The organism is Streptococcus cuniculi (genome assembly GCF_001921845.1).
GTDB lineage: Bacteria > Bacillota > Bacilli > Lactobacillales > Streptococcaceae > Streptococcus > Streptococcus cuniculi.
Map to the genome: position 1 here is coordinate 23,072 of NZ_MSJM01000001.1, position 21,930 is coordinate 45,001.

The 21,930-nt window shown below is 44.7% G+C and carries 17 protein-coding genes; 1 reads left to right on the forward strand and 16 read right to left on the reverse strand.

Annotated features, from left to right (window positions below; all coding sequences use genetic code 11):
* Window positions 1–650: 650 nt before the first annotated feature.
* From rlmD to BU202_RS00190, 14 genes are all read right to left on the reverse strand, one after another.
* The gene (gene rlmD / locus BU202_RS00125) at window positions 651–2,021 is read right to left on the reverse strand and encodes a 23S rRNA (uracil(1939)-C(5))-methyltransferase RlmD (protein WP_075103785.1); all 1,371 of its coding nucleotides are present in this window, start codon (window positions 2,019–2,021) and stop codon (window positions 651–653) included.
* A gap of 335 nt (window positions 2,022–2,356) precedes the next feature.
* Window positions 2,357–3,646, reverse strand: a complete 1,290-nt coding sequence (locus BU202_RS00130) for an LCP family protein (protein ID WP_075103786.1) — start codon at window positions 3,644–3,646, stop codon at window positions 2,357–2,359.
* Window positions 3,647–3,659: 13 nt separating this feature from the next.
* The gene (gene pheA / locus BU202_RS00135; RefSeq protein WP_075103787.1) at window positions 3,660–4,487 is read right to left on the reverse strand and encodes a prephenate dehydratase; all 828 of its coding nucleotides are present in this window, start codon (window positions 4,485–4,487) and stop codon (window positions 3,660–3,662) included.
* Complete coding sequence (locus BU202_RS00140; RefSeq protein WP_075103788.1) at window positions 4,478–4,969, reverse strand: shikimate kinase; 492 nt, start codon at window positions 4,967–4,969, stop codon at window positions 4,478–4,480. Before BU202_RS00140 ends, pheA begins: the two co-directional genes overlap by 10 nt.
* A 1-nt stretch (window position 4,970) precedes the next feature.
* A complete protein-coding gene (gene aroA, locus BU202_RS00145) occupies window positions 4,971–6,257 on the reverse strand; it encodes a 3-phosphoshikimate 1-carboxyvinyltransferase (RefSeq protein WP_075103789.1) in 1,287 nt (428 codons plus the stop codon).
* Window positions 6,258–6,435: 178 nt separating this feature from the next.
* Window positions 6,436–9,342 (reverse strand): oxidoreductase, encoded by a 2,907-nt coding sequence (locus BU202_RS00150; RefSeq protein ID WP_075103790.1) that lies wholly within the window; start codon window positions 9,340–9,342, stop codon window positions 6,436–6,438.
* Between the two features lie 3 nt (window positions 9,343–9,345).
* A complete protein-coding gene (aroD, locus tag BU202_RS00155) occupies window positions 9,346–10,119 on the reverse strand; it encodes a type I 3-dehydroquinate dehydratase (RefSeq protein ID WP_075103791.1) in 774 nt (257 codons plus the stop codon).
* 633 nt (window positions 10,120–10,752) lie between these two features.
* Entirely contained in the window at window positions 10,753–12,078 is a 1,326-nt protein-coding gene (locus BU202_RS00160; protein ID WP_244148988.1) for an SLC13 family permease, read from the reverse strand.
* A 9-nt stretch (window positions 12,079–12,087) separates the two neighbouring features.
* The gene (locus BU202_RS00165) at window positions 12,088–13,044 is read right to left on the reverse strand and encodes an alpha/beta hydrolase (RefSeq protein ID WP_075103792.1); all 957 of its coding nucleotides are present in this window, start codon (window positions 13,042–13,044) and stop codon (window positions 12,088–12,090) included.
* 536 nt (window positions 13,045–13,580) lie between these two features.
* Window positions 13,581–14,468, reverse strand: a complete 888-nt coding sequence (locus BU202_RS00170) for a shikimate dehydrogenase (RefSeq protein ID WP_075103793.1) — start codon at window positions 14,466–14,468, stop codon at window positions 13,581–13,583.
* Between the two features lie 17 nt (window positions 14,469–14,485).
* Window positions 14,486–15,691: an MFS transporter gene (locus BU202_RS00175; protein ID WP_208604239.1), complete on the reverse strand. Its 1,206-nt coding sequence runs from the start codon at window positions 15,689–15,691 to the stop codon at window positions 14,486–14,488.
* A gap of 132 nt (window positions 15,692–15,823) precedes the next feature.
* Entirely contained in the window at window positions 15,824–17,140 is a 1,317-nt protein-coding gene (locus tag BU202_RS00180; protein WP_075103795.1) for an MFS transporter, read from the reverse strand.
* A gap of 27 nt (window positions 17,141–17,167) precedes the next feature.
* On the reverse strand, window positions 17,168–18,025 hold the full coding sequence (locus BU202_RS00185) for an SDR family NAD(P)-dependent oxidoreductase (RefSeq protein ID WP_075103796.1): 858 nt from the start codon (window positions 18,023–18,025) through the stop codon (window positions 17,168–17,170).
* 26 nt (window positions 18,026–18,051) lie between these two features.
* Window positions 18,052–18,888: a sugar phosphate isomerase/epimerase family protein gene (locus BU202_RS00190; protein WP_075103797.1), complete on the reverse strand. Its 837-nt coding sequence runs from the start codon at window positions 18,886–18,888 to the stop codon at window positions 18,052–18,054.
* Window positions 18,889–19,044: 156 nt separating this feature from the next.
* On the opposite strand from BU202_RS00190, the gene BU202_RS00195 reads away from it, so the two are divergent.
* Entirely contained in the window at window positions 19,045–19,950 is a 906-nt protein-coding gene (locus tag BU202_RS00195; protein ID WP_075103798.1) for a LysR family transcriptional regulator, read from the forward strand.
* Window positions 19,951–20,213: 263 nt separating this feature from the next.
* On the opposite strand, the gene BU202_RS00200 is transcribed toward BU202_RS00195, so the two are convergent.
* On the reverse strand, window positions 20,214–21,014 hold the full coding sequence (locus tag BU202_RS00200) for an ABC transporter ATP-binding protein (RefSeq protein ID WP_075103799.1): 801 nt from the start codon (window positions 21,012–21,014) through the stop codon (window positions 20,214–20,216).
* A gap of 13 nt (window positions 21,015–21,027) precedes the next feature.
* On the reverse strand, window positions 21,028–21,924 hold the full coding sequence (locus BU202_RS00205) for an ABC transporter permease (protein ID WP_075103800.1): 897 nt from the start codon (window positions 21,922–21,924) through the stop codon (window positions 21,028–21,030).
* Window positions 21,925–21,930 lie beyond the last annotated feature (6 nt).

Consider the following 21,930-nt stretch of genomic DNA (forward strand, 5'->3'; position numbering starts at 1 on the left):
AAACAGCGCCTTGCAATGTGTCAACCGAGAGTTGCTAAACCATTTTTTGTTGACTCATGGGAGTGGGACACCCCCCTACATCTTTAGCTGAATGTCCTTTCTTTTTGCCGCCATTGTCAGAATATCCTGTCTCTCTTCACGAAGGTTTACAATCTCTGCACCAATCCTTTCTATTGCATCTCATCACCAGAAACATTAATCAGTTCAATCTGCACATCAGCAAGTTGTGCATCGATGTTCCTTTTTTCTTTAAAACCCTAGATACACAGCTCCATACAAATTTATTTTTCCCCTGTTATTCCAATAGACTCTTCTATAAATATCCTTACAGTGTCCAAAAAACATGTCGAAAATCGCATGCTGATGACAACTGTTTCCCGTCTCTTTCCCTCTGGCGTAAGATTTGCTCTCTTGATCAGCTCTGCTTGAACTTTGTGGTCAAAACTGTTGTCAAACGGTCTAAAAAAGGGATTCTGCACATCTGTCCAAACCAAGACAGTCTTTGAAATCCCTTAATTTCAAGCCTTTTATACAGTTTTAGACCTTTGTTTTTGACAGTAGAACGACGCATTCAGCGGTTCCCTGTCTCCAATCGCTACATCGCCATGCTCCTAACTCTTGGACAGCTATCGCATGGGCGGAAGTAAATGCTATTCGCCGTCGCTTCGCTCCTTGACTAGCAAACCAACACACTCAACATGATGCGTTTGAGGAAAGAGATCAACAGGCTGGATGTTGCTGAGTTGGTAGCCTAGTTCTTGGTAGAGTGTGAGGTCGCGGGCGAGGGTTGCGACATTGCAGGAGACATAGACAATCTTGTCTGGATTCATCTGGCTGCTTGCCTTAATAAAGCTCTCTGTCAAGCCTTTGCGCGGTGGGTCAACGACAATGACATTTGCTTTGATGCCTTCTTTGACCCAGTTGGCCATGGCCTTTTCAGCCGAATCACAGACATAATGGGCATTCGTGATACCGTTTAAGGCTGCATTGCGCTGGCTATTTTCCACCGCTTGAGGCACGACTTCGACACCATAGACAGCTTTTACGTGCTTGGCAAAGGATAGTCCAATCGTGCCAATTCCAGAGTAAGCATCGACCACGATGTCGTCTGACTTGACATCCGCAAACTCAATCGCTGTCTGGTAGAGCTTTTCTGCCATCTCCGTATTAACTTGATAGAAGGACGGCGCTGAAATTTCAAAGGTGGTACCTAGCATTTGGTCACAGATATACTCCTTGCCGTATAGCAGGCGAAAGTCTGGTCCAAAGATGACATTGGTGTCACGGTCATTGATGTTTTGCATGATGGAGCTAATCTGCGGGAACTGCGCCACCAACAACTCTATCACCTGCTCAATGCGAAAGATTTTGGGACGAGTGGTCACAAAGACCACCATGATTTCCCCTGTGTAATGCCCACGGCGGACAATGATATTGCGAATAAGCCCGGATTTTTCCTTCTCATCATAGGGTTTGAGGTCAAAACGGCGTAGCAAATCACGCACGGCCACAATCACTTGGTCAATTTCAGGATGTTGGATATAAAAATCCTCAATCGGCATCAAATCGTGGGAGTTTTTACGGAAAAAGCCTGTTTCTAGCTGGCCATGGACACGGCGGACAGGAACTTGTGCCTTGTTGCGGTAGGCAAAGGGCTGGTCCATTCCCAATGTGAGTGGCACCTCCATATCCTTGATACCTGCAATCTTATACAGGCTATCCTTGACCTGCTTGGTTTTAAAGGCCAACTGCGCCTCATACTTCAAATGTCCTAAATCGGCAATTCCGCTCCGTAAATAAGCTACGTCAATCGCTTCATTGCGTTCAGGCGAACTTGTCAAGCGTTCTTCCACTTTACCGTAGCCGATCTTTTTATTAACTTTTAGCACGCGCATGGAAATCATCTCACCCGGCAGGGCATTTTCCACAAAAAAGACCAAACCGTCTACCTTTGCAACTCCTAGCCCCTCATGACTCAAATCCACAATCTCTACTTCTACAATATCGTTCTTTTTCATTATCTATCTCTTTCTATTTTACAGGCATCTTTTCATCACTCTGATATACAGGCTTCATATTGGCGAATAGCAATAAAAGGGAGTGGGACAGAAATCGATAACTCGTAAGAGTTCGATTTCGTTGTCCCACCCCCGCAAGGTTGACGTGGCTTGTAGAACATTGATTTATCAATGTTTTACAAGCCCGACAAGCCTCGCTTTCGGATTTCTAGGCTCAGGTATCAATAGTCACTCCCCTGACTATTGATATACGTCAAGCTGCTCAAATTATAAAAATAAGGAGGTCGGGTACTTTTGTCTCAGGCTCTTCATTATAGCATATTTTAGCAAAGAGGACATCAGCGCAAGCCCAATTCACTCAAGCGTTTTTGGTATTTTTCAAAGTCAATCTTGATTCCTAAGCCACCATAGATATCATACTCGTCGATCCAATCACCAAATGCCGGAATCGTTGTCTGTTCAACGCCATTTTTAGCATCCAATAGGATAAATGGCCCGTTCGTTATAAGAAACCTTTGTGGAATATTGGTCGAAGTGAGGGCATAGACTTTTCCGAGTGCTTCTGCTCCTGCAAAGAGCTTGAGCGGATTTTTAGCCTGTGTCAAAATAGCTGCAATCACCTGCTGTTGACGTTTGGTACGTCCATAATCTGACTCGTCATCTTTACGGAAGCGAGCATAGTTGAGCAGGGTTGCACCATTCATTTGTTGGACACCGACTGGAATCGTCTGGTTAGGCACCAAGCCATTTTCCATATGTAAATCATCCGGAACATCAACCGATGACACCTGTTGTCCATTTACGGTTCCAAACTTAGCATCAATTGTCACCCCTTCAGGAAAGAGAGTGTCAATAGCTGTCGCAAAGGTTGAAAAATCCACCATAGCATAATACTGGATATCAATGTCAAAATTATCTTTTAAGACCTCACGGATATTTTCAGCACCCTTATGACCGTTTTGCTCTCCAAATGTGTAAGCTAGATTCAGTTTGTAATCTGCCCCATCCATATCAATCAAGGTATCACGCATGAAGCTAACGAGCTTGGCTTTTTTGTCCTTATTATTAACATTTAAAACCATGATCGAGTCTGTCCGCGTCATGTCTGAAGTCTCCCCAGCCCGTCCATCTGTTCCCAGAATAAGGATATTCACCCCATTCTTGGCGGCTTGACCGTTAAAGGTTTCTGGAGTGGCCTTGGTTTCAACGCCATTCATCCCTTTGACAAACATGAAGCCCAAAGCCCCCAGCAGCAAGACAACTCCTAGTAAGAGGAGCATAATGAAACGCTTGATTCGCCCCTTTTTCTTTTTACGAATCTTAGGTTGCTTGATGGGACGCGCCTTTGACTTTTTCTTTTGCTGGCGAGGATAAGCAGGGAGAATTCCCTCTTCCGATTCCAGTTCTAGGTCACGAAAATCCTCTGCTTCTTCTGCCCAGTCTTCTAGCTCTACTGGTCGGCTTCTGCGAGGGGCTGGTCGTGATGATCGAACGACATCGCCAGTTAATTTGCGCTCTAGGTAGGCCAGTTCTCTTTGTTCCCTATCATTTAAATAATGAATATTTTTTCGTAAATAATCTAATCGTAGTTCCTCATGATGGGTGAGGTTACTCTCATATCTTGTCATTGTACTTCCCTTTTCATTGAGCCTGATAAATAAAATAGTCTCCTAAAATCTTATAAGAAATCCCTAGACTTGTCAATTCTTTTAAGGCATGGTCCAATAATTCTGGACTGGTATTGACTGCATCGAGAATAAAGAAATATTCTCCCAAAGCCGTTTTCAAGGGTCTGCTTTCAATCTTGGTCAAATCAATTCCCCGCCACGCAAATACTGACATGGCCTTATAAAGAGCCCCCGGTAGGTTGTCTGGCAGTGTTAGAGCGAGCGAACATTTTCTGCTTGTGGATGTCAGGGGCAACATCTGTTCCTCGTTTCCCAAGACCCAAAAACGGGTGAAATTCTGACTCATCTCCTGAATGTCTTGTGCGACAATCTCAAGACCGTATTCTTGAGCCGCGGCATGGGGAGCAATCGCTGCAAAGGGCTGGTCCGGGTTGTTTGCCACAAAACGGGCTGCGTAGGCCGTGCTGGCTGTTGCTTCAAGTCGAGCCTGCGGATAATGCGTATCGATATATTTTTTTCCTTGGGCCAAGGCCTGTGGATGCGAGTAAATCACTTGGATGTCTGTTGAATGAGACGGCGCCATCAACTGCTGAAAAATCGGCTGGACAACTTCTGCCACTGCACGCAATTCTGCCTGATGAAAGAGGTAGTCGATGGTCTCATGGACACTACCTTCAATCGAATTTTCAACTGGAATAACGGAATAGTCAACCGCATGTTGCTCAACGGCTTTCATGACCTCTGTAATCGTGTCGTAGGAGACCAATTCTGCCTGCGGAAAGGCCTGCTGTGCCACCTGATGGGTAAAGGAGCCCCGTGGCCCTAAAAATGCTATATACATTGAATAATCCTTGCTACTTCTTCTGGCGTACGGTTGTCTGTATTAATCACCAAATCAGACAATCCCTCATAGAGCATCATACGACGTTCATAAATACCGTGGAAATCTTCTTTTGAATTGTTCAAAAAGAGGGGACGTTGGAAGACTTTATCCTCTTTAATCCGCTCATATAAGACCTCAAAGGATGCAGCTAGAAGGACATTGTACTTGCGATTTTGGCGAAGAAGGTCACGATTTCTTTCCGAGATGACCACACCGCCACCGGTTGAGATAACGATGTCCCCCTCCAATTGCAATAGTTCTTCGAGGGTTTCTGACTCAATTTTCCGAAAGGCAGCTTCGCCTTCTTGCGCAAAAAAGTCAGAGATGGACATGCCAATTTTTTCTTCGATGATGGTATCCATATCATAAAAAGGACGCTTGATATGCTGGGAAACTGTTGTCTTTCCTGCTCCCATAAAGCCTAGTAAAATAATTGCCATACTACTTCTCTCCTATTAATCCTTGTAAATCCTCAAAGAAACTTGGATAGCTAGTGTTGATTGCTTCTGCCCGCTCCAAGTGCACCTCGCCTTCTTTGACCAAAAGACTGGCAATCGCTGTCATCATGCCGATGCGGTGGTCACCAAAAGTGTTGACATTAGCGCCATGAAGCGGTGTTTTGCCTTTAATAATCATGCCGTCCTCGGTCGGCGTAATGTCTGCCCCCATGCTGTTGAGAGCATCAGCCACCACCTGAATGCGGTCAGTTTCCTTGACCTTGAGCTCTTCTGCATCACGGATAATAGTAGTGCCATGTGCCTGCGTAGCAAGAAGGGCAATGATTGGCAATTCATCAATCAAGCGTGGAATCAGCTCACCACCAATTTCTGTCCCTTTTAAGTCGGAGGTTTCAACCGTAATGGTCGCTGATTTGGCAAGCTCGTCCACCTGACTGAGGGTCAACTTGCCACCCATCGCTTCAATGACCTCTAAAATCCCTGCTCTGGTTTCGGTAATGCCGACATTCTCAAGTACCATCTTGGCATTGGGGACGATAAGACCTGCAACGAGCCAAAAAGCGGCACTTGAGATATCTCCTGGTACCTGCACTTCTTGGCCTGTAAAGGTTTGGCCACCGCTAATGCGGATTTCCTTGCCATTTATGCTAATCTCACCGCCAAACTGACGAATCATGTCTTCTGTATGGTTACGGGTCAATTCTTTTTCAATAATAACAGACTCACCTTGGGCCTGTAAGGCTGCAAAAATGAGAGCTGATTTGACCTGGGCTGAAGCGACAGGTAGAGAATACTGAATCGGCTGCAAGTCCTTTGTCCCTTTCATGGTCAAAGGTGGCAAATCGCGCTCGGTTTGCCCAGAAATGCTCACTCCCATTTGACGCAAAGGAATCGTTACCCGGTCCATTGGGCGTTTTGAAAGACTGTCATCTCCAAACATCTCCACTTCAAAGTCCTGACCTGCTAGAACCCCTGAAATCAGACGAATAGACGTTCCAGAATTGCCCATATCAAGGGGCTTGGTGGGAGCTTGTAAGCCGTTAAAGCCCACACCGTGAATCTCAACGACATCACCCTTGTCCTCAATTTTCACTCCCAGCTCACGGAAGACCTGCATGGTGGATAAAACATCTTCTCCGCGTAAAATGCCGTAGACCTTGGTCACACCTTGGGCTAGGCTACCAAACATAATCGAGCGGTGACTGATGGACTTATCACCTGGCACGCGCAATCTTCCTGCTAGTCTGTCTACATTTGTTCTTAACTGCATGATTTGATCCCTTCCCTATTTTTCCTATTATACCATAAATTACCAGCCTGCTTCCGTCTTGAAAACACATTCATCTTGTAATGATTCGTTTTTTGCCCCTCTAGTTATCGGATATCTAAGCCTATTGCTATCGAAAAAGAGCTTGAGACCTCATCCCAAACTCTTTTTTCATATTGAATTAGTTTGCAAGTTGCTCTGCGGCTAGTTTTCCTGATGTCAGAGCCCAAGCATTGTTAGCACCAGACGGAGAGTCTGTTCCCATGACACCACCGACTACTTCACCGGCAGCATAGAGGCCTGCAATCGCTTGACCATCTTGGTTCATCACCTCTAGTCTGTCGTTGACGACTAGACCTCCCATGGTTGTTGCAAAACGTGGTTTTTGCTCAATCATGTAGTATGGACCTTCACCAACTGGAACTTGAAGAAATTCAATTTGACGGTTGAAATCTTCATCTTTTCCATTTGCGACAAAGCTGTTGAAGCGCTCAACAGTATTTACAAGAGCATGGGTATCCATACCTGCTAAATCTGCCAATTCTTCTAGCGTATCAGCATGGAAGAGGTACGGGGTCTTACTACCATTACTTGCCAACCATTCTTCTACTTCCTTCTCTGAAATACCACCTTCTGCAATTTCCTTGCGGAAGATAGAGAAGTGATACTGGTCGAGTAAGAGATAGAGGACTTTGGCGTCTTGTTCCATCAAGACATCAAGAATGTCGTGGTTACTTGCGCGTTCATTGACCACACGTTGACCATTTGTATTGACCAAGAGGCCATTTTCGCGAAGCACCGCAATGTTTCCGCCGATGGTTGATTTGGCTGTACCAGGTGAAACTTCGACACCATTTGGATAGATTTTTCCGAGATCCATCATCAGGGTTGCCGCATTGACATCTGGCGCTTGCGCCATCTGCACACCTTCTCCCATAGAGGAGCGTGTTCCGTAGAACAAGACATCTTTCAATTCATCTGAAAGCATGGCCTTGTTGTTTCCATAACCACCTGTTGTAAGAATCACTGCTTTTGAAGAAATGCGGTGAGTTGTCCCATTTTCTTCAACCGCAACGAGACCTGTCACACGACCTTGGCCATCTGTCAAGAGTTTTTCAGCCTTGGTTTGGAGCAATAAGTTGACAGATGAAGCAGCCATTTTCGCACGAACAGAGGCCGCAAATCCGTGACCACCATGGGCATACGCCAATTCACGATTCTTACGGTATTCAGCAAGAACGTGCAAGCCACCTGCCATGTCATACTCTACTCCAACATAATCATGAACCCAATCCGTTGCCTGACCGACATTGTTGGCCAAGAGTTCAAGGAGTTCCATGACATTTTTATGGTTTCCATTTTCAAGGAAGTCTTCAATCATCAGTTGAGGCGTATCATCCAGCACACCTGATTCGTGTTGGAGACGAGAACCCATGACGACCTGATTTCCACCTGAAACGGAGATGGCACCACCGATAAAGCTAAGTTTTTCAACGAGAGCGACTGACAAGCCAAGTTCATCTGCCCGAAGAGCCGCAGCAATCCCTGCTGCACCACCACCAACGACAACCACGTCCACTTCTTCTTCGATAACTTGCGTTGAGCGTTCGATGACTGGTTTTTGACGGGCTTTCAATACATCCACTGCATCTTGACCGCTAGCTTGAAGAGCTGCTTCTGCCACTCCATCAATAACCCCTTGACTGGTTGATGATGCACCTGAAACAGCATCGACATTGAGGGTTTGGAACTCAATGATTTGTTTTGGCATCCGTTCAAATACCAAGTCAGAAAGACCTGCTGACTCACCGCCACTATCAATTTCAATGGCTGTAATGCGCGTCTCATCAAAGGTCACGACCATCGGCAATTCACTATTGTGACCATGCGCGGTTACGTGGTATTGACCAGGAGTAAAGGCTAAATCCTGACTCATCAATTCTGCCAAACGGGCTTGTTTTTTCTTCTCTGCCTCAATGTCTTTGACCAAGAAGAAGGTATCATCCATAAATTGCCACAAAGGCGTTGGAATGACCAATTCTTCACGGTCATGAATATCTGCAAATGGACGAACTTCCTTACCTTCACGGATGACGCTCACCCAGTCTGGCTCTGTCAAGAAGCCTTTCGCGACAGCTAGTAAATCATAACCTGCCTCTAAAGCACCTTCAGCATCTGCCTTTTGAAGAATGCCTCCGACACCCATGACAGGAATTTGAGCTAGTTTTTCAGAACGCTCTGCAAGGAACTTGGTGATGAGCATTTCTGGATCATTGACATTCACAATCGAATTACGAGTGTAGATTCCCATTGAGAAATGAACATAATCCAAGTCGTATTCTGCCAAGGTATTCAAGAGGTACATGGTATCTTCAAAGCGAATACCAGGCTCTTCTAACTCTTCTGGTGAGAAGCGGTAGCCGAGTACAAAATTTTCTGCCCCTTCTTCTTCGATGACACGTTTTGCGGCCTTCACAACCTCAACTGGGAATTTTACCCGTTTTTCTCTGCTGCCACCCCAGGCATCTTCACGACGGTTTGAATGCGGAGAGAAAAATTGTTGGATTAGATAGGTATTGGCACCGTGCAATTCAACACCATCAAAACCTGCTCGAATGGCACGACGAACCCCTTCTGCAAAGGCATCAATCATGTCTAAAATCTCACGGTGCGTCATCTCTGTTGGCACAGGTGCATTGGGACGAAGAGCTGCTACTGCAGAAGCAGAAACGGGATTTTTCCCTTCGTTCATTTCTGGGAAGGCCATCCGACCTGCGTGATAAATCTGAATGAAGGCTTTTGAACCCTTGTCTTGAATAGCCTTTGCCAGACGAGCCAAGCCCTCAATCTTATCGTCCTTATCAATTCCGACCGCACCGTAAAAACCACGCCCATAATTTTCCACGAAGGCAGATTCGACGATAACAGCACCGACCTCGCCAGCACGATGGGCGTAGTAGCGAATCAATTCTTCTGTCATACTTCCGTCAAAATAAGCGGACTGGGTGGTCATTGGAGACACGACCACTCTATTCTTGAGTTCTACTCCAGAAGCTAGTCGAACGGTTTCAAAAAGTTTTTTTGTCATGTATTATTCCTCGTCTGTTAATTTTAAAGTCGATAGTATCTCGCGCAAAACGGTCACTGGTACTTGTCCAGGAGCAGAAGCCTGTGCTGCTGCCCCAAAGGTCGCTGAAGAACCAAAGACCTCACCGCTGACACGGCTGACCATACCAAGCGCTCCCATTGACATGGTAATCAAGGGACGACTAGCTGTTTCATAGACTTCAGCGGTTGCTTGAAGAAGGGTCAAGACATCTTGGTTGGATTGAGGCATGACCGCAATCTTACAGATGTCCGCATTTTTTTCTTCCATGAGGCGCAATCTACGGACAATCTCATCCTTAGCAGGTGTGGCATCAAAGTCATGGTTACACATGACAATCTTAACACCTTTTGCATTTGCAAGGGCGATGATTTCTGCCACTTCTTTTTCTGGCATGAAGAGTTCAACGTCCATCAAATCTGCATGGCCATTTTCTAAGACAGCACGGTAAATTTCAAAGTAGAGCTCATCTGAAATCTCTAGGACACCGCCCTCTTTAGCCGTACGGAAGGTGACAAGAACAGGTTTTCCTGCTGCTTCTCGAACTCGATGCGAAAGCTCCGCTACTTTTGCTGGATTCGTCACATCCTCGTAAAAGTCGATGCGCCACTCAATCACATCGCAGTCCAAGGTCTTTGCTTGTGCCGCTGCAGCAAGAATCTCCTCTGCGGTTTTGCCCACTAAAGGCACAATAATCTTTGGTCTTCCCTTGCCAAATGTGACATCTCCAACCGTTACATAGTTAAAATTATCTTTCATGTCAACCACCTTTTTGTGATAATATTCACTTAAAATTATACCAAATCCTACCTGCCAAATCTAATAGATATATTTTGCCGATCAATAGATTTCGTCTATGTTTTGGACTTCGCTTTTCATCTGAAAATGGGAGTCTCGGATCAGAGAATACTAAAAAGAGGGAGTGGGACTCAATCGTGATTTCGAAGAAATCGATTTTGTAGTCCTCGCTCTCTAGTTTCTAGGCTCGGGTATCAACAGTCACTCCTCTGACTGTCCTCGCTCTCTAGTTTCTGGGCTCGGGTATCAACAGTCACTCCCCTGACTGTTGATATCCGCAAGTTGACTAGCTTCCACAATCGAGAATTGTGGAAGGTTGGAAATAAGGCTAGCGAAGAATTGTTCGCTAGCCTCTTCTAATAAAATGTTGATTTATCAACGTTTTACAAACCAGACAACTACTGCGCCAAACTGTTAAAACTATGAAACATAACGAGGTAAGGGACTTTTGTTCCAGCCTCTCCCGAACTCGCTTATGCTTATATAGTGAATTGAGAAAGGAATAGGACAAGGCAAGGAGCTACAGATAGAACTAGCGTTCATCAAAGCGACTTAACGATGTCCTAACCTTTATTCCATTCGCTATAGTATTTTTTAAAACGTCAATAGACCGCACAGCAAGGCTGTCAAGACGACAATCACATTGGTCACCATCATGACCTTCGCTCCGTATCTAGTAAAATCATTCACTTCAATCTCACAGAGGGTCGCTCCCACATAGGTGGATGAATTCATCGGAGTGACACTGGTTGCCAAGGCCAAATTACATACAAATGGTGCGATGATGGCAATCGGTGACAGCCCAAAACTTGCTCCGATGGAAATAAAGAGTGGATAAAAGGCATTATAAAGCTGATAGGGTACAAAATAAATAATCGGAACCGCTAGTAACAAGAAAATAATGTGGATATAGCGGATGAGAAAGGCTGGAAATACTGTTTCTAACAATTGAGCCAGCGAAGCGACCATTGACATCCGACTACCATCTTCTGGCGCCGCATTAAAAATCGCAAGGTAAAAACAGATGGCAATCAGCATCAACAACACATTGAAGAAGGTTCCACCAGCCTTATTCCAGATGTTGCCAAAATCTTTTGGATAGTTGATGAGAGCTGTGACAATCGAAGCTGCGACAAAGACCAGATAAGAAGGCAATTTGAAGTAGGCTAGGCAGACGATGACGAGCACAAAAATCGCTAGATTGATAGCAAAAAAGGCTGGTCGTGCATTTGGTTTTTCTTCCATTTTAGTTGAGGCCTCCAGAGTTTCTCCCTCTGGCAAGCCCAAACGTTGGTATTGCTTCTTATGACGGTAAGCAAAGTAAACATATTGCAAGACGATGGCTGGAAGGAAACACAAGCCCCATGGAATCGATGCTTGGGCTAAGGACTCGGCATCTGTTCCCGCCATGGTAGCAGACATGACCAGACCAATTCCCCAAGGTAACCAACACATGGCTGCAATCGCTGTTTGACAGATGATAAAGGCCGCCCTGCGATCCAATTGGAATTTCTTATAGAGCGGAATCATAATCGGAAAGACGATGAGATAGGTAGTGGACATATTAGCGGTCAGATAGGCAATAGCACCTAAGACCGTTGTCAACACCATCACTCCGATGATATTTAAGCGATGTCCTAATTTTTTCATGACCGCACTGATCAGGGTATCAAACATCCCAGTTTCAGTAACCATGGTAAAATAAATCAGACCAAAGAGCAGCATATAACCCGTTTGAGCCATCATGGTATTGATCTGCGCAAGGATAAAGCCACTCAATTGCAAAATATCATAGCCCATGAGTAAGCCAAACACAACCGGTACGATGAACATGACAAAATTCATGGGAACTTTATTGGAGACAATACATGCGACAACAATCGCAAGCATGATTAAGGCAAGAATTGCAGGACTCATCATTTCTTCCTCCTAACTTTTTCGTAATTCTTCTAAGAGACCAAACTCACGCTTGAAAGACCAAGCCATCAAGTCATGCACCAAATCAGTATAAGGATGAGGAGCAGCTGTAAAGCAATGTCCTAAGCGTGGTGCGACAAAGAGTTCACAAGGAACACCTGCCCGCAAGAGACGTTGGCTATAATCAATTGCTGTATCGCGCAGGGTATCGTATTCACCAGCGATAATCATCGTTGGCCCCAAGCCACCTACATCATGGCAGAAACTAGGAAAGGCATAATAAGATGGTTGCTGACCATTGTAGCCACCTAGATAGGCTGCTTCTGCCCCAAGCGCTTTCTTGTCTGGGCCCATTCTTAACTGGCTCAATTGTTGGAATGAATAGGTCTCTTCAATTGCGGTATCAAAGATCGCACAGTTTAAGACTGTCAGCGCCGGGGTAGGCTCATTGCGGTCCCGCAAGTAGAGTGCTAAACCTTCTGCAATCGTCCCTCCTGCACTCGAGCCATGTAGGCCCAGTTTTTCACAATCTCCACCAAACTCATCTGCATGATGATAGAGATACATATACGCCGCATGACAATCTTCTAATGGAACTGGAAAGGCATAGCCTGTTGCCCCACATAGGCGGTATTCAACTGACACAACAATGGCTGGGACACGCTCTGCTAAGGCAATACACCGAGCATTATCCAAGTCGACACTTCCTGCTACAAAGGCACCACCATGAATATCCAGAATCATCGGTGCCTTTTCAGCTAACCCAGCTGGTGTAAAGACGCGAATCTTTAACTCCTGCCCTTCTTCTGGTCCTGGAATCAATCGATTCTCCATGGTCATTCCATCTGGCAATTCATAGCGCATCATGGCCTCCCCCTGCAATTTCTTGTGGCGCAAGGTTTCCTCGCTACCATCCGCTATATTGCTCAATAAATGGTGCTCATAACCTGGAAAAGAATGTAATTTCATACGGTTCTCCCTCTCTTCTATTCTTGTTCACTCTTATTTTATCATGAGATTGATACTTTTTTCACATAGTTTTTCCATAAAATTTTAAAAGCGTATTCATAGATTTTCTTTATACATATAACTGCGCCTCTTGAAAAATCAATCTTTTTTCTGGATACAGAAAAAGGGAGTGGGACAGAAATCGATAACTCGTAAGAGTTCGATTATCCTCACTCCTTTATTTCTAGGTTCGGGTATCAACAGTCACTCCCCTGACTGTTGATATCCGCAAGGTTGACTTGCTTCCACAATCGAGAATTATGGAAGGTTGGAAATAAGGCTAGCGAAGAATCGTTCGCTAGCCTCTTCTAATAGAATATTGTTTTATCAATGTTTTACAAGCCCGACAAGCCTCGCTTTCGGATTTCTAGGCTCAGGTATCAATAGTCACTCCCCTGACTCTATTGATATACGTCAACCTGTTAAACCTATGAAACGTAATGAGGCAAGGGACTTTTGTCCCAGCCTCTTTCATCTGAAACAACCTAAACTGTTCTTTATTTGGCATCATCACCGAAGAAGAGTTCGCGGATGTAATCAACTGGCATGTCTTCTCCTGTATGGAGCTTGAAGGCCTCTGCCCCTTGGTAAATCATCATACCGATACCATTGATGGCTTTTTTCGCCCCATGTTCTTTAGCAAAGCGGAGCAATTCTGTTTCTGCTGGGCTGTAGACCACATCAAAGACCACGAGGTCTGGACGAATAACAGCTGGGTCATTAATCAATTTTTGACCTTCCAATGGTTTCATACCAACCCCAGTTGCATCGATAAAGATTGAGCTTTCCGCAATGGATTGATAGAAGGCCTCTGTATCTTCTAAATCGTTCAAGGTTGCTTTGGTCTGCGTACGAGTGTTTAATTTCTCAACTGTTTGTTCCGCATTTTCATAGCATTTATCCTTGATATTGAAAATACGGACTTCTTTTGCGCCATCAAGACCGAGCTGAATCGCAATCGCTGTTCCAGCTCCACCAGCACCTGCCAAGGTAATCACTTGGTCTTTGACATCAACTCCTTCTGCTGCCAAGGCACGAACCGCACCAGTACCATCTGTACAATGGCCTACCAAGTGCCCCTTGCCATCTTTGTTAACAACGGTATTGACCGCACCGACCAATTCTGCTGCTGGTGATAATTCATCCAAGTAAGGAATAATGGCCTGCTTGTTTGGCATTGAAACGTTTGAACCACGGATGCCCAAGGCACGGATACCTTGTACAGCATCTGCTAATTCTTCATTTCCAACTTCAAAAGCCAAGTAAGCATAGTCTAGACCCAATTTAGCGTATGCCTCATTGTGCATTTTTGGTGAGAGACTATGGCGGATTGGAGTCGCAATTAAACTAACTAATAAGGTGTGTCCTGACAAACGTTCTGACATGTGAATACCTCTTTCTATTATTTGTAAAAAATGGTTTGGTAACGTTTATGTACAATGAATAAACAAACGGAGCCTAGAAAGGCTAAACTGATAATCAAGATGAACACATTATTTAAATTGTGTTCTGCTAAAATTCCAGTCAAATAGGGAATCCCCATGACTGCAATCGAAGTCGCAAGCGAATAGTAGCTGGTAATCAAGCCGCGCTTGAATGGGAAAAATTCGAGCAAAATGGCAAGCCCCAATTGCCAGATTCCTCCTGCGGCAAAAAAGCCGACCACAAAGGTGGAAAACATGACCGTATAGAGATTGGGAACGAGAATCATCAAGAGCAGGGCAAGCCCCGTCATCGTTGTACACCCAATCATGAAGACAGGAACATTGATTCCGCGATTGACAATAAAGGAAGTCAGAAAGACCGAGATAAAGGAGAAGATACTATAGGCACTCACCAAGACCAGACTATCTGCTTCTGCCATTCCAATCGCCTGCTGGGCAAAGGATGGAATCCAAGTGATATAGATGTTAAAGAGCGAAACAGATACGAAGGAAAAGATGAGTAAGGCTAGTCCCTCCACCCTAAAATTCGCCTGTTTGCGACGAGCGACTGGCTCAACATCTACAGTTGATTGTACCTCAACATCTGGCTTTTTCTCGACTGCTGGAAATGGGAGTTTGAGAGAAACGACCAAATTCAAGATCATGCAGACAGCAGATACGATAAAGGTCCAACCGAAGTAATGACCATTTTTTAAAATGAAGCTCGTAATAATTGGGAACACAAACTGTCCCATGGAGATAAAGGCCTTGTTTAATACACTCAAGGCACTATTGCTATTGCGGCTCTCAAAGGCTTCAACAACGACTGGATAGGTACTGGTATCCAAAAAGGCATTTCCAAATCCAGCAAAGATTGAAATGATGAAGGCCACGATGTAATTCGGCGCAAGGAGCAAGCCGATAAAGAAAATGATATAGGAGATAATCCCCAATAGAACCGCACGTCTGCGCCCAAGGGTATCGGAAATCACCCCGGCCGCATTGATACTTAAAATACGTCCTAGCCCAATCGCACTGATCACCAAGGTAATCTGACTGATACTCGCTCCCCAGTTCTCACGGAGCACAGACATATTTTGTGACACGATAATCGTTGCAATTCCTTGAAAGATATAGTTTACATATAAACTACTGATGGTCGGTATATATTTGTTTTTACTCACAGGAATCTTACTTCCCCTCTCATTCCAAATCAGTATAATGACAAACAGATAATCCGTTGCGTGAGACGACAGGAAGCAGAAGCCCCAACCAATCCCTACTTGTCGGAGTTTCTGCTTTTAGCTGTCATCTGTTTATTTTTTAGAGTTTGAGAAAATGGATACTCCAAAGATATGACGGTAGCGTGTTCCAGCAAACAACATCAAGGCTGCTGAAGCAATACCTGTTACGGCTACAATCACCATGATAATCTCTGCTTTTCCTGACGCAATCAAGCTGGCTGCCAACTGCGGCACGATGTAAGAACCAAGCGCCATTACAAAGTAGTAAATACTTGTGTTACGACCTTTGTTGGTATCAAAGAACTGGTTCAAGACCGCATTTCCCATTTGGAGCAAACCGCCCGCTGAACAGAAACCAACGACAATCCCTGCAATCGTTAGGGTAGTTGGGCTTGGCGCAAGGAAGACGACCAAGCCTGCCAATCCTGCAAAGATTGGACTAACCACCAAAATCGCAATATCACGAATACCACGCGCCATCATCAATGAAAAGACAATGGTTGCTACTAACCCACCCAATTGATAGAGTGAGGTCACCGATGCGGCTGCCGTTTCAGACATATTGAGCACATTTTGCGCGTAGATTTTTGAGGCTTGTTGGAAGAGGTAGAAATTAGAATAAATGGTCAAGGCAAAGAGTGGTAAAATCACCCCATCAATTGCAAATTTTCCTTCATTTTTCTTGACAAGACCAGTCGTTGCACCACCGCCAGCAGCACTTTGACGTGCTTCCAATTGACGAATCGCTTCTGACGGAGACAATTTCTCTGCCTTTTGCAAATCCGCATCTGGGAAGTGGGCAAAGATGACCCCTACCAAGACCAGTAAGCTCAAAACGAATGGCAAGATAATCCCAATTTGTGGATTGAGGTTATTGGTTACAAGGAAAGCGACAAATAATGGATACAAAATAGAAGAAATGGAAATCAAGGCCTTGCTTAAGACAGAAGCTGTTGCTTTGTTTTCGGGGTACATTTCAAACAAGGCTGGGTTGATAGCGCCATCGAACAAGGATGTCATCGCTCCCCCTACAAATCCAAGAATCTTCGCAACAAAGATATCTGTCGCAAACAAGAAAGCACCAAACATCAAGACATATCCAAGCAATCCTGCCACAATCAATGGCTTGCGTCCAATTCTATCAGACAAGGGGCCTGAAAAGACAAGGAAGGAGATTTTTCCGATTCCTGTCCAAGCAATCGCGCCCAAAACAGCAGCCGTAGCAATCTTCATTTTGTCTGGATCTGACAAATCAACAGCGCTGATTAAATTCCATTTGACTGCAAAGAATTTAGCATTTTGAGAAATCGTGAGTGCCTGGATTCCATGACAGAAGTAAGCCATCCATAGCAACATTGCTGAAAAGTTGTATTTATTATTCTTAAACATTTACGTCATAATCCCTTCAATAAGATATTAGTTGTTTCCTTTTAAACGCTCTAGGTAAGCCTCATGCTCCTTGATGGCATACTCGCGACGGCCACCAGGTTTTGGTGTCTGGTCTCCCATCATGATGCCAAATCCACCCTCAACACGTAGCTCATGTCCATTGGTATAATCTGAACGATCACTTGCAAGGTACAAGACAGCATTGGCAATATCCATGGTATTTCCAATCCGTTTATTGGCTGTAAGAGCCTTGCGTCCTTCTTCGACTACTGGATCAGCATAGAAGGCTTCTGATAATGGTGTTTTCACAAAGCATGGTTGGATACAGTTGCTACGTACACCAAATTGTCCCCATTCTGCCGCCATCTGGCGTGACATCATATTGACACCTGCTTTGGTAGAGCTGTATGCTGCCGAATAAGTTTCTGGAAAGACGGAGGCAATGGTTGAAATATGCACCATATTTCCTTTTCCTTGCTTGATAAACTGACGACCGAAGCGTTGGGATACCAAGAAATACCCTGTCAAATTAATGTCAACTGTCTGACGCCATTCTTCAAGCGGCAAATCTTCAAGCGGACAAGCCCGAAGCATGGCAGCTGTATTGACCAAAATATCCACTTGACCAAATGTTTCGACTGCCAATTCTACTGCGCGGTCCACATCCGCTTCGACGGTCGAATTGGTCGCAACAGCCAAGGTTTTCACGCCGTACTCTGTTGCAATCTCTTGGGCGTATTCTTTCAAGGCATCTTCACGAATATCAAGTAGTACAACGTTGGTCCCTTGTTTTGCAAACTCCTGTACAATGGTTTTCCCCATTCCACCAACAGCTCCTGTTACGACAGCTGTTTTTCCACTAAGACCCAACCAATTATCTGACATATTGTTTCTCCTTCTTCTCGTTTTAGTTATGGTAATAATTCTGGCCATACTTGCGCCAAGACGTTTTTCGTATGTTCAAAGGTGTATTGACTCGCTTCTGCGAGTCCTTTTGCTAAAATCGCATCCGAAATCACTTCTACACCGACAACTTTTGGTGAAATCCCTGCTTCTTTGACCATCTTGAGGAAGCCAGCTGTGTCTTTAGCTCCTGTTCCTGGTGCCAAGCGGTCATGCATGGACTCATCACGAAGGATAGAGGCTGCGTATGGACGCTCGTAGGCATCGTTGATTTGGATAGAAATGACTTTTGCTGCTTCTTCAGGCGTCAAAGCTCTGTAAGGCTGATCTGCCCGCACCCAATGCCAGGTATCAAGGATGAGCATCGCATTGTCTGCACCTGATTCTTTTACAACTGCATAAGCCTTGTCAAAGGTTGGCAAACCGCTATAAGGCATCGGCTCCACTCCGATAATCAAATCACCTGCGCGTTGGCACAATTCTTTTAACTTTTGAGCTGTGTATTCGACAGAATAGTTTTCCATCAACCCGCAGTTGATATGACCGACATTAAAGAGACGACACATGTGGAAACATATTTGTTCTTTGTATTTTTGCTCATAGCTTCTCTGCGCTTCTGCCCATTGTACGATGTATTCTACTTCTGAAACAACGATTTGATATTTTTCAAGTATAGCTAGAATCTCTTGATCTGTCAAACCCTCATTCAAGGCATCCACATAGGTTTCAGCCCGCAAACCAATCGCTTCATAACCTGCCTCTTTTGCAGCCTTCACACGGTCCTCAAAGCGACATTGATCGCCCAACGTCCAAGAACTAATCGTAATCGGTGAAATATGTGACATCTTTGTGTCCCCCTTTGTTAATTTTTTCACTTTCTATAGTTTTTATTATAGAACTAGGAAACACAAAATACAAATGAATTTTTTCACAAGAATTGATAGAAAAAATTTATATATTTTGCTATAATGGGGGTAATTAGAAAGAAGGAAGGATGGCTTATGAACTTACAACATCTCCGTTATTTTTTAACATTGGCCGACCTAGAGCATTATACCGATGCCGCAAAGAGCTTACACATTACCCAACCCACTCTGAGCCATGCCATCTCTATGTTGGAAGAAGAGGTCCAAGTGCCTCTTTTCACCAAGCAGGGACGAAATGTCATCTTAACCGAACAGGGAAAAGAATTTTACACCACGGTCCAATCATCACTGGCGATTTTGGACTCTGGTGTGCAAAATTTACAGCGCCGCTACACCAATAAGCCCAATATTCACCTGACCCTTCTACGCGTTCTCGGGCGAAAGGCTGTCCCGCAACTCGTACGAAAGTTCATTGAAGCCTACCCCGAAACCGATGCCATCTTTGATTTTCATAATGATAGCGGCATGTCCCACGATATGATTGAAGGCTTAATCCACGATAAATACGACCTTGCCTTTTGCTCCAGACTAGATGACTATCCGACCATTTCCTATATTCCTATCTTCTCTCAGGATTTAGTCCTGATTGTTCCCAAACAACACCCTCTCTCTAAGCAAGAAACCGTGACAGTAGAAGATACCCTCATTTTTCCTCAAGTCTGGTTTTCCAAACGCAGCGGCGTCCGCCCCGTCATTGAGCAACTCTATCAGTCATTTACAGAAAAACCTCAAATCGCCTTTGAAGTTAGCGAAGACGAAACCGTGGCAGGCCTTGTCGCCCAAGGGTTTGGACTAGCCATTATCCCTAAATTTGATTTCTTAAGTAGCATTGAGGATATCGAAGTAATTGAAATCGATGAGCTCAAAGATGCCCGCATCTACTACGCCGCCTATCGCAAGGATAAATCCCTCTCCAATGACCTGAAAAACTTTATCGACTTCATCACCACGTCTTCTATGGAGCTAGGGGATATTGTATAAAGACGGCTAAGCGAAATCTTCTGGGAAACAGGACGTTGATTATGAGTTTGACAAAAGGATTTTTACAATCTGCGTTTTTCAATTAAACACTACTTCCCAGCCCTCTCTCATGACATAAAAAACCCTGCTAGCTGAACATTCGATTTGCCGATTTTCGCGAGCGGAGCGAGCCTCATCAGATACTTTTCGCTGTGGTAAAAGTATCAAAAAAGAACTCATGCTTCAAATGAAAAAAGCCCACTTGATGGGCTTTTTTCATTTTATTAGAGCATCATTTCATCGTCTGTCAATTTCTGTCCGCTATTTTTATGGAATAGATCCATCAAGTCTTGAACCGTTAGATTGGCTTTTTCTTCACCGCGTACGTCAACGACGATGCGACCTTGGTGAAGCATGACCAGACGATTGCCATATTCAATCGCATTTTCCATATTGTGGGTAATCATCAAGGCAGTTAACTTGTCTTTCTCAACGATTTTCTTGGTCAACTTCATCACCATATCACTGGTCTTTGGATCAAGGGCAGCCGTATGCTCATCTAGGAGCAAGACCTTTGGTTTCACCAGAGAAGCCATTAAGAGGGTCAAAGCCTGACGCTGACCACCTGATAAAAATTGGGTGTCCACCTTCATGCGATTCTCAAGTCCCAAGCCCAATTCTTTCAGCGCTTCTTTAAAAATCTTGCGCTCGCTGTCTTTGACACCCCAGCTCAATCCACGAGCAAGACCACGGCGATAGGCAACGGCCATATTTTCTTCAATGGTCAAACGCGAAGCGGTTCCCATTTTCGGGTCTTGGAACACACGGCTAATCTCACGCGCCCGTTTTGCTGCTGGCACATGTTTGATGGATTTTCCTTCCAGCAAAATATCTCCCGAATCAACGGTCAAAGCCCCTGCAAGACTGTTCATCAAGGTAGACTTCCCAGCACCGTTTCCTCCGATAATTGAGATGAAATCCCCTTCTTGTACGTCCAAATTCATGCCCCGCAAGACATGGTTTTCATTGATGGTTCCCGCTTCGAAGGTCTTATGAATCTCTTGAATTGATAAAATTGTTGTCATTGTCTCATCCCTCCTAAGCTGATTTTTCTGATAGATTTGGCTTGCGAATCTGCAATTTTTTCTGCAATTCTGGCACAAAGAGCACCACCGCAAGCAGAGTCGCAGAGAACAATTTCACCAAGTCGGCATCCATGCCCGGAATTTCAAGAATCGCTAGGATAATCAAGCGATAGACAACCGAACCGATCACGATAGAAGCCAAACGCCAGCCGATTCGTAGGTTACGCAAGATTACTTCTGCAATGATGACAGAGGCTAGACCGATAACGATGGTTCCTGTTCCAGAGTTCAAGTCAGCATAACCATTGTTTTGCGTCAAGAGAGCTCCGCAGAGCGCAATCAAGCCATTGGAGAGCATGTAACCATAGATTTTCATATTATCAACATTGATACCGTTCGCCTCACTCATCGGAATATTATCCCCTGTTGAACGAAGAGCCAGACCAACCTGTGTATTTAACAATAAGGTCAATAAGACAATCACCACCGTGACAAATACCGCACCGATGATCAAAACCGCATAGGTCTTAGTCAAACCCATTTTTTGCAATTGGGTCACCAAGGTCTGTTGGCGTAAAAGCGCGACATTAGCCTTGCCGAGGATTTTTAAGTTAATCGAATAGAGCCCTGTCAAGGTCACAATCCCTGTTAAGAGCGCTGGAATTTTCATCTTGGTATGCAGCAAGCCTGAAATAAGGCCAGCAAACATCCCACCCACGAAAGCAAGAAGGGTTGCCAGCAATGGATTTACGCCATTGACAATCCCTGTAGCACAAACCGCTGCTCCTAAAGGGTAGGCCCCTTCTGCTGTCAAATCAGCAATGTCTAAAATCCGAAATGTTAAATAAACGCCAATCGCCATCACCGACCACAATAGGCCTTGCGATATACTTGATAATATAAGATCCACAATGTT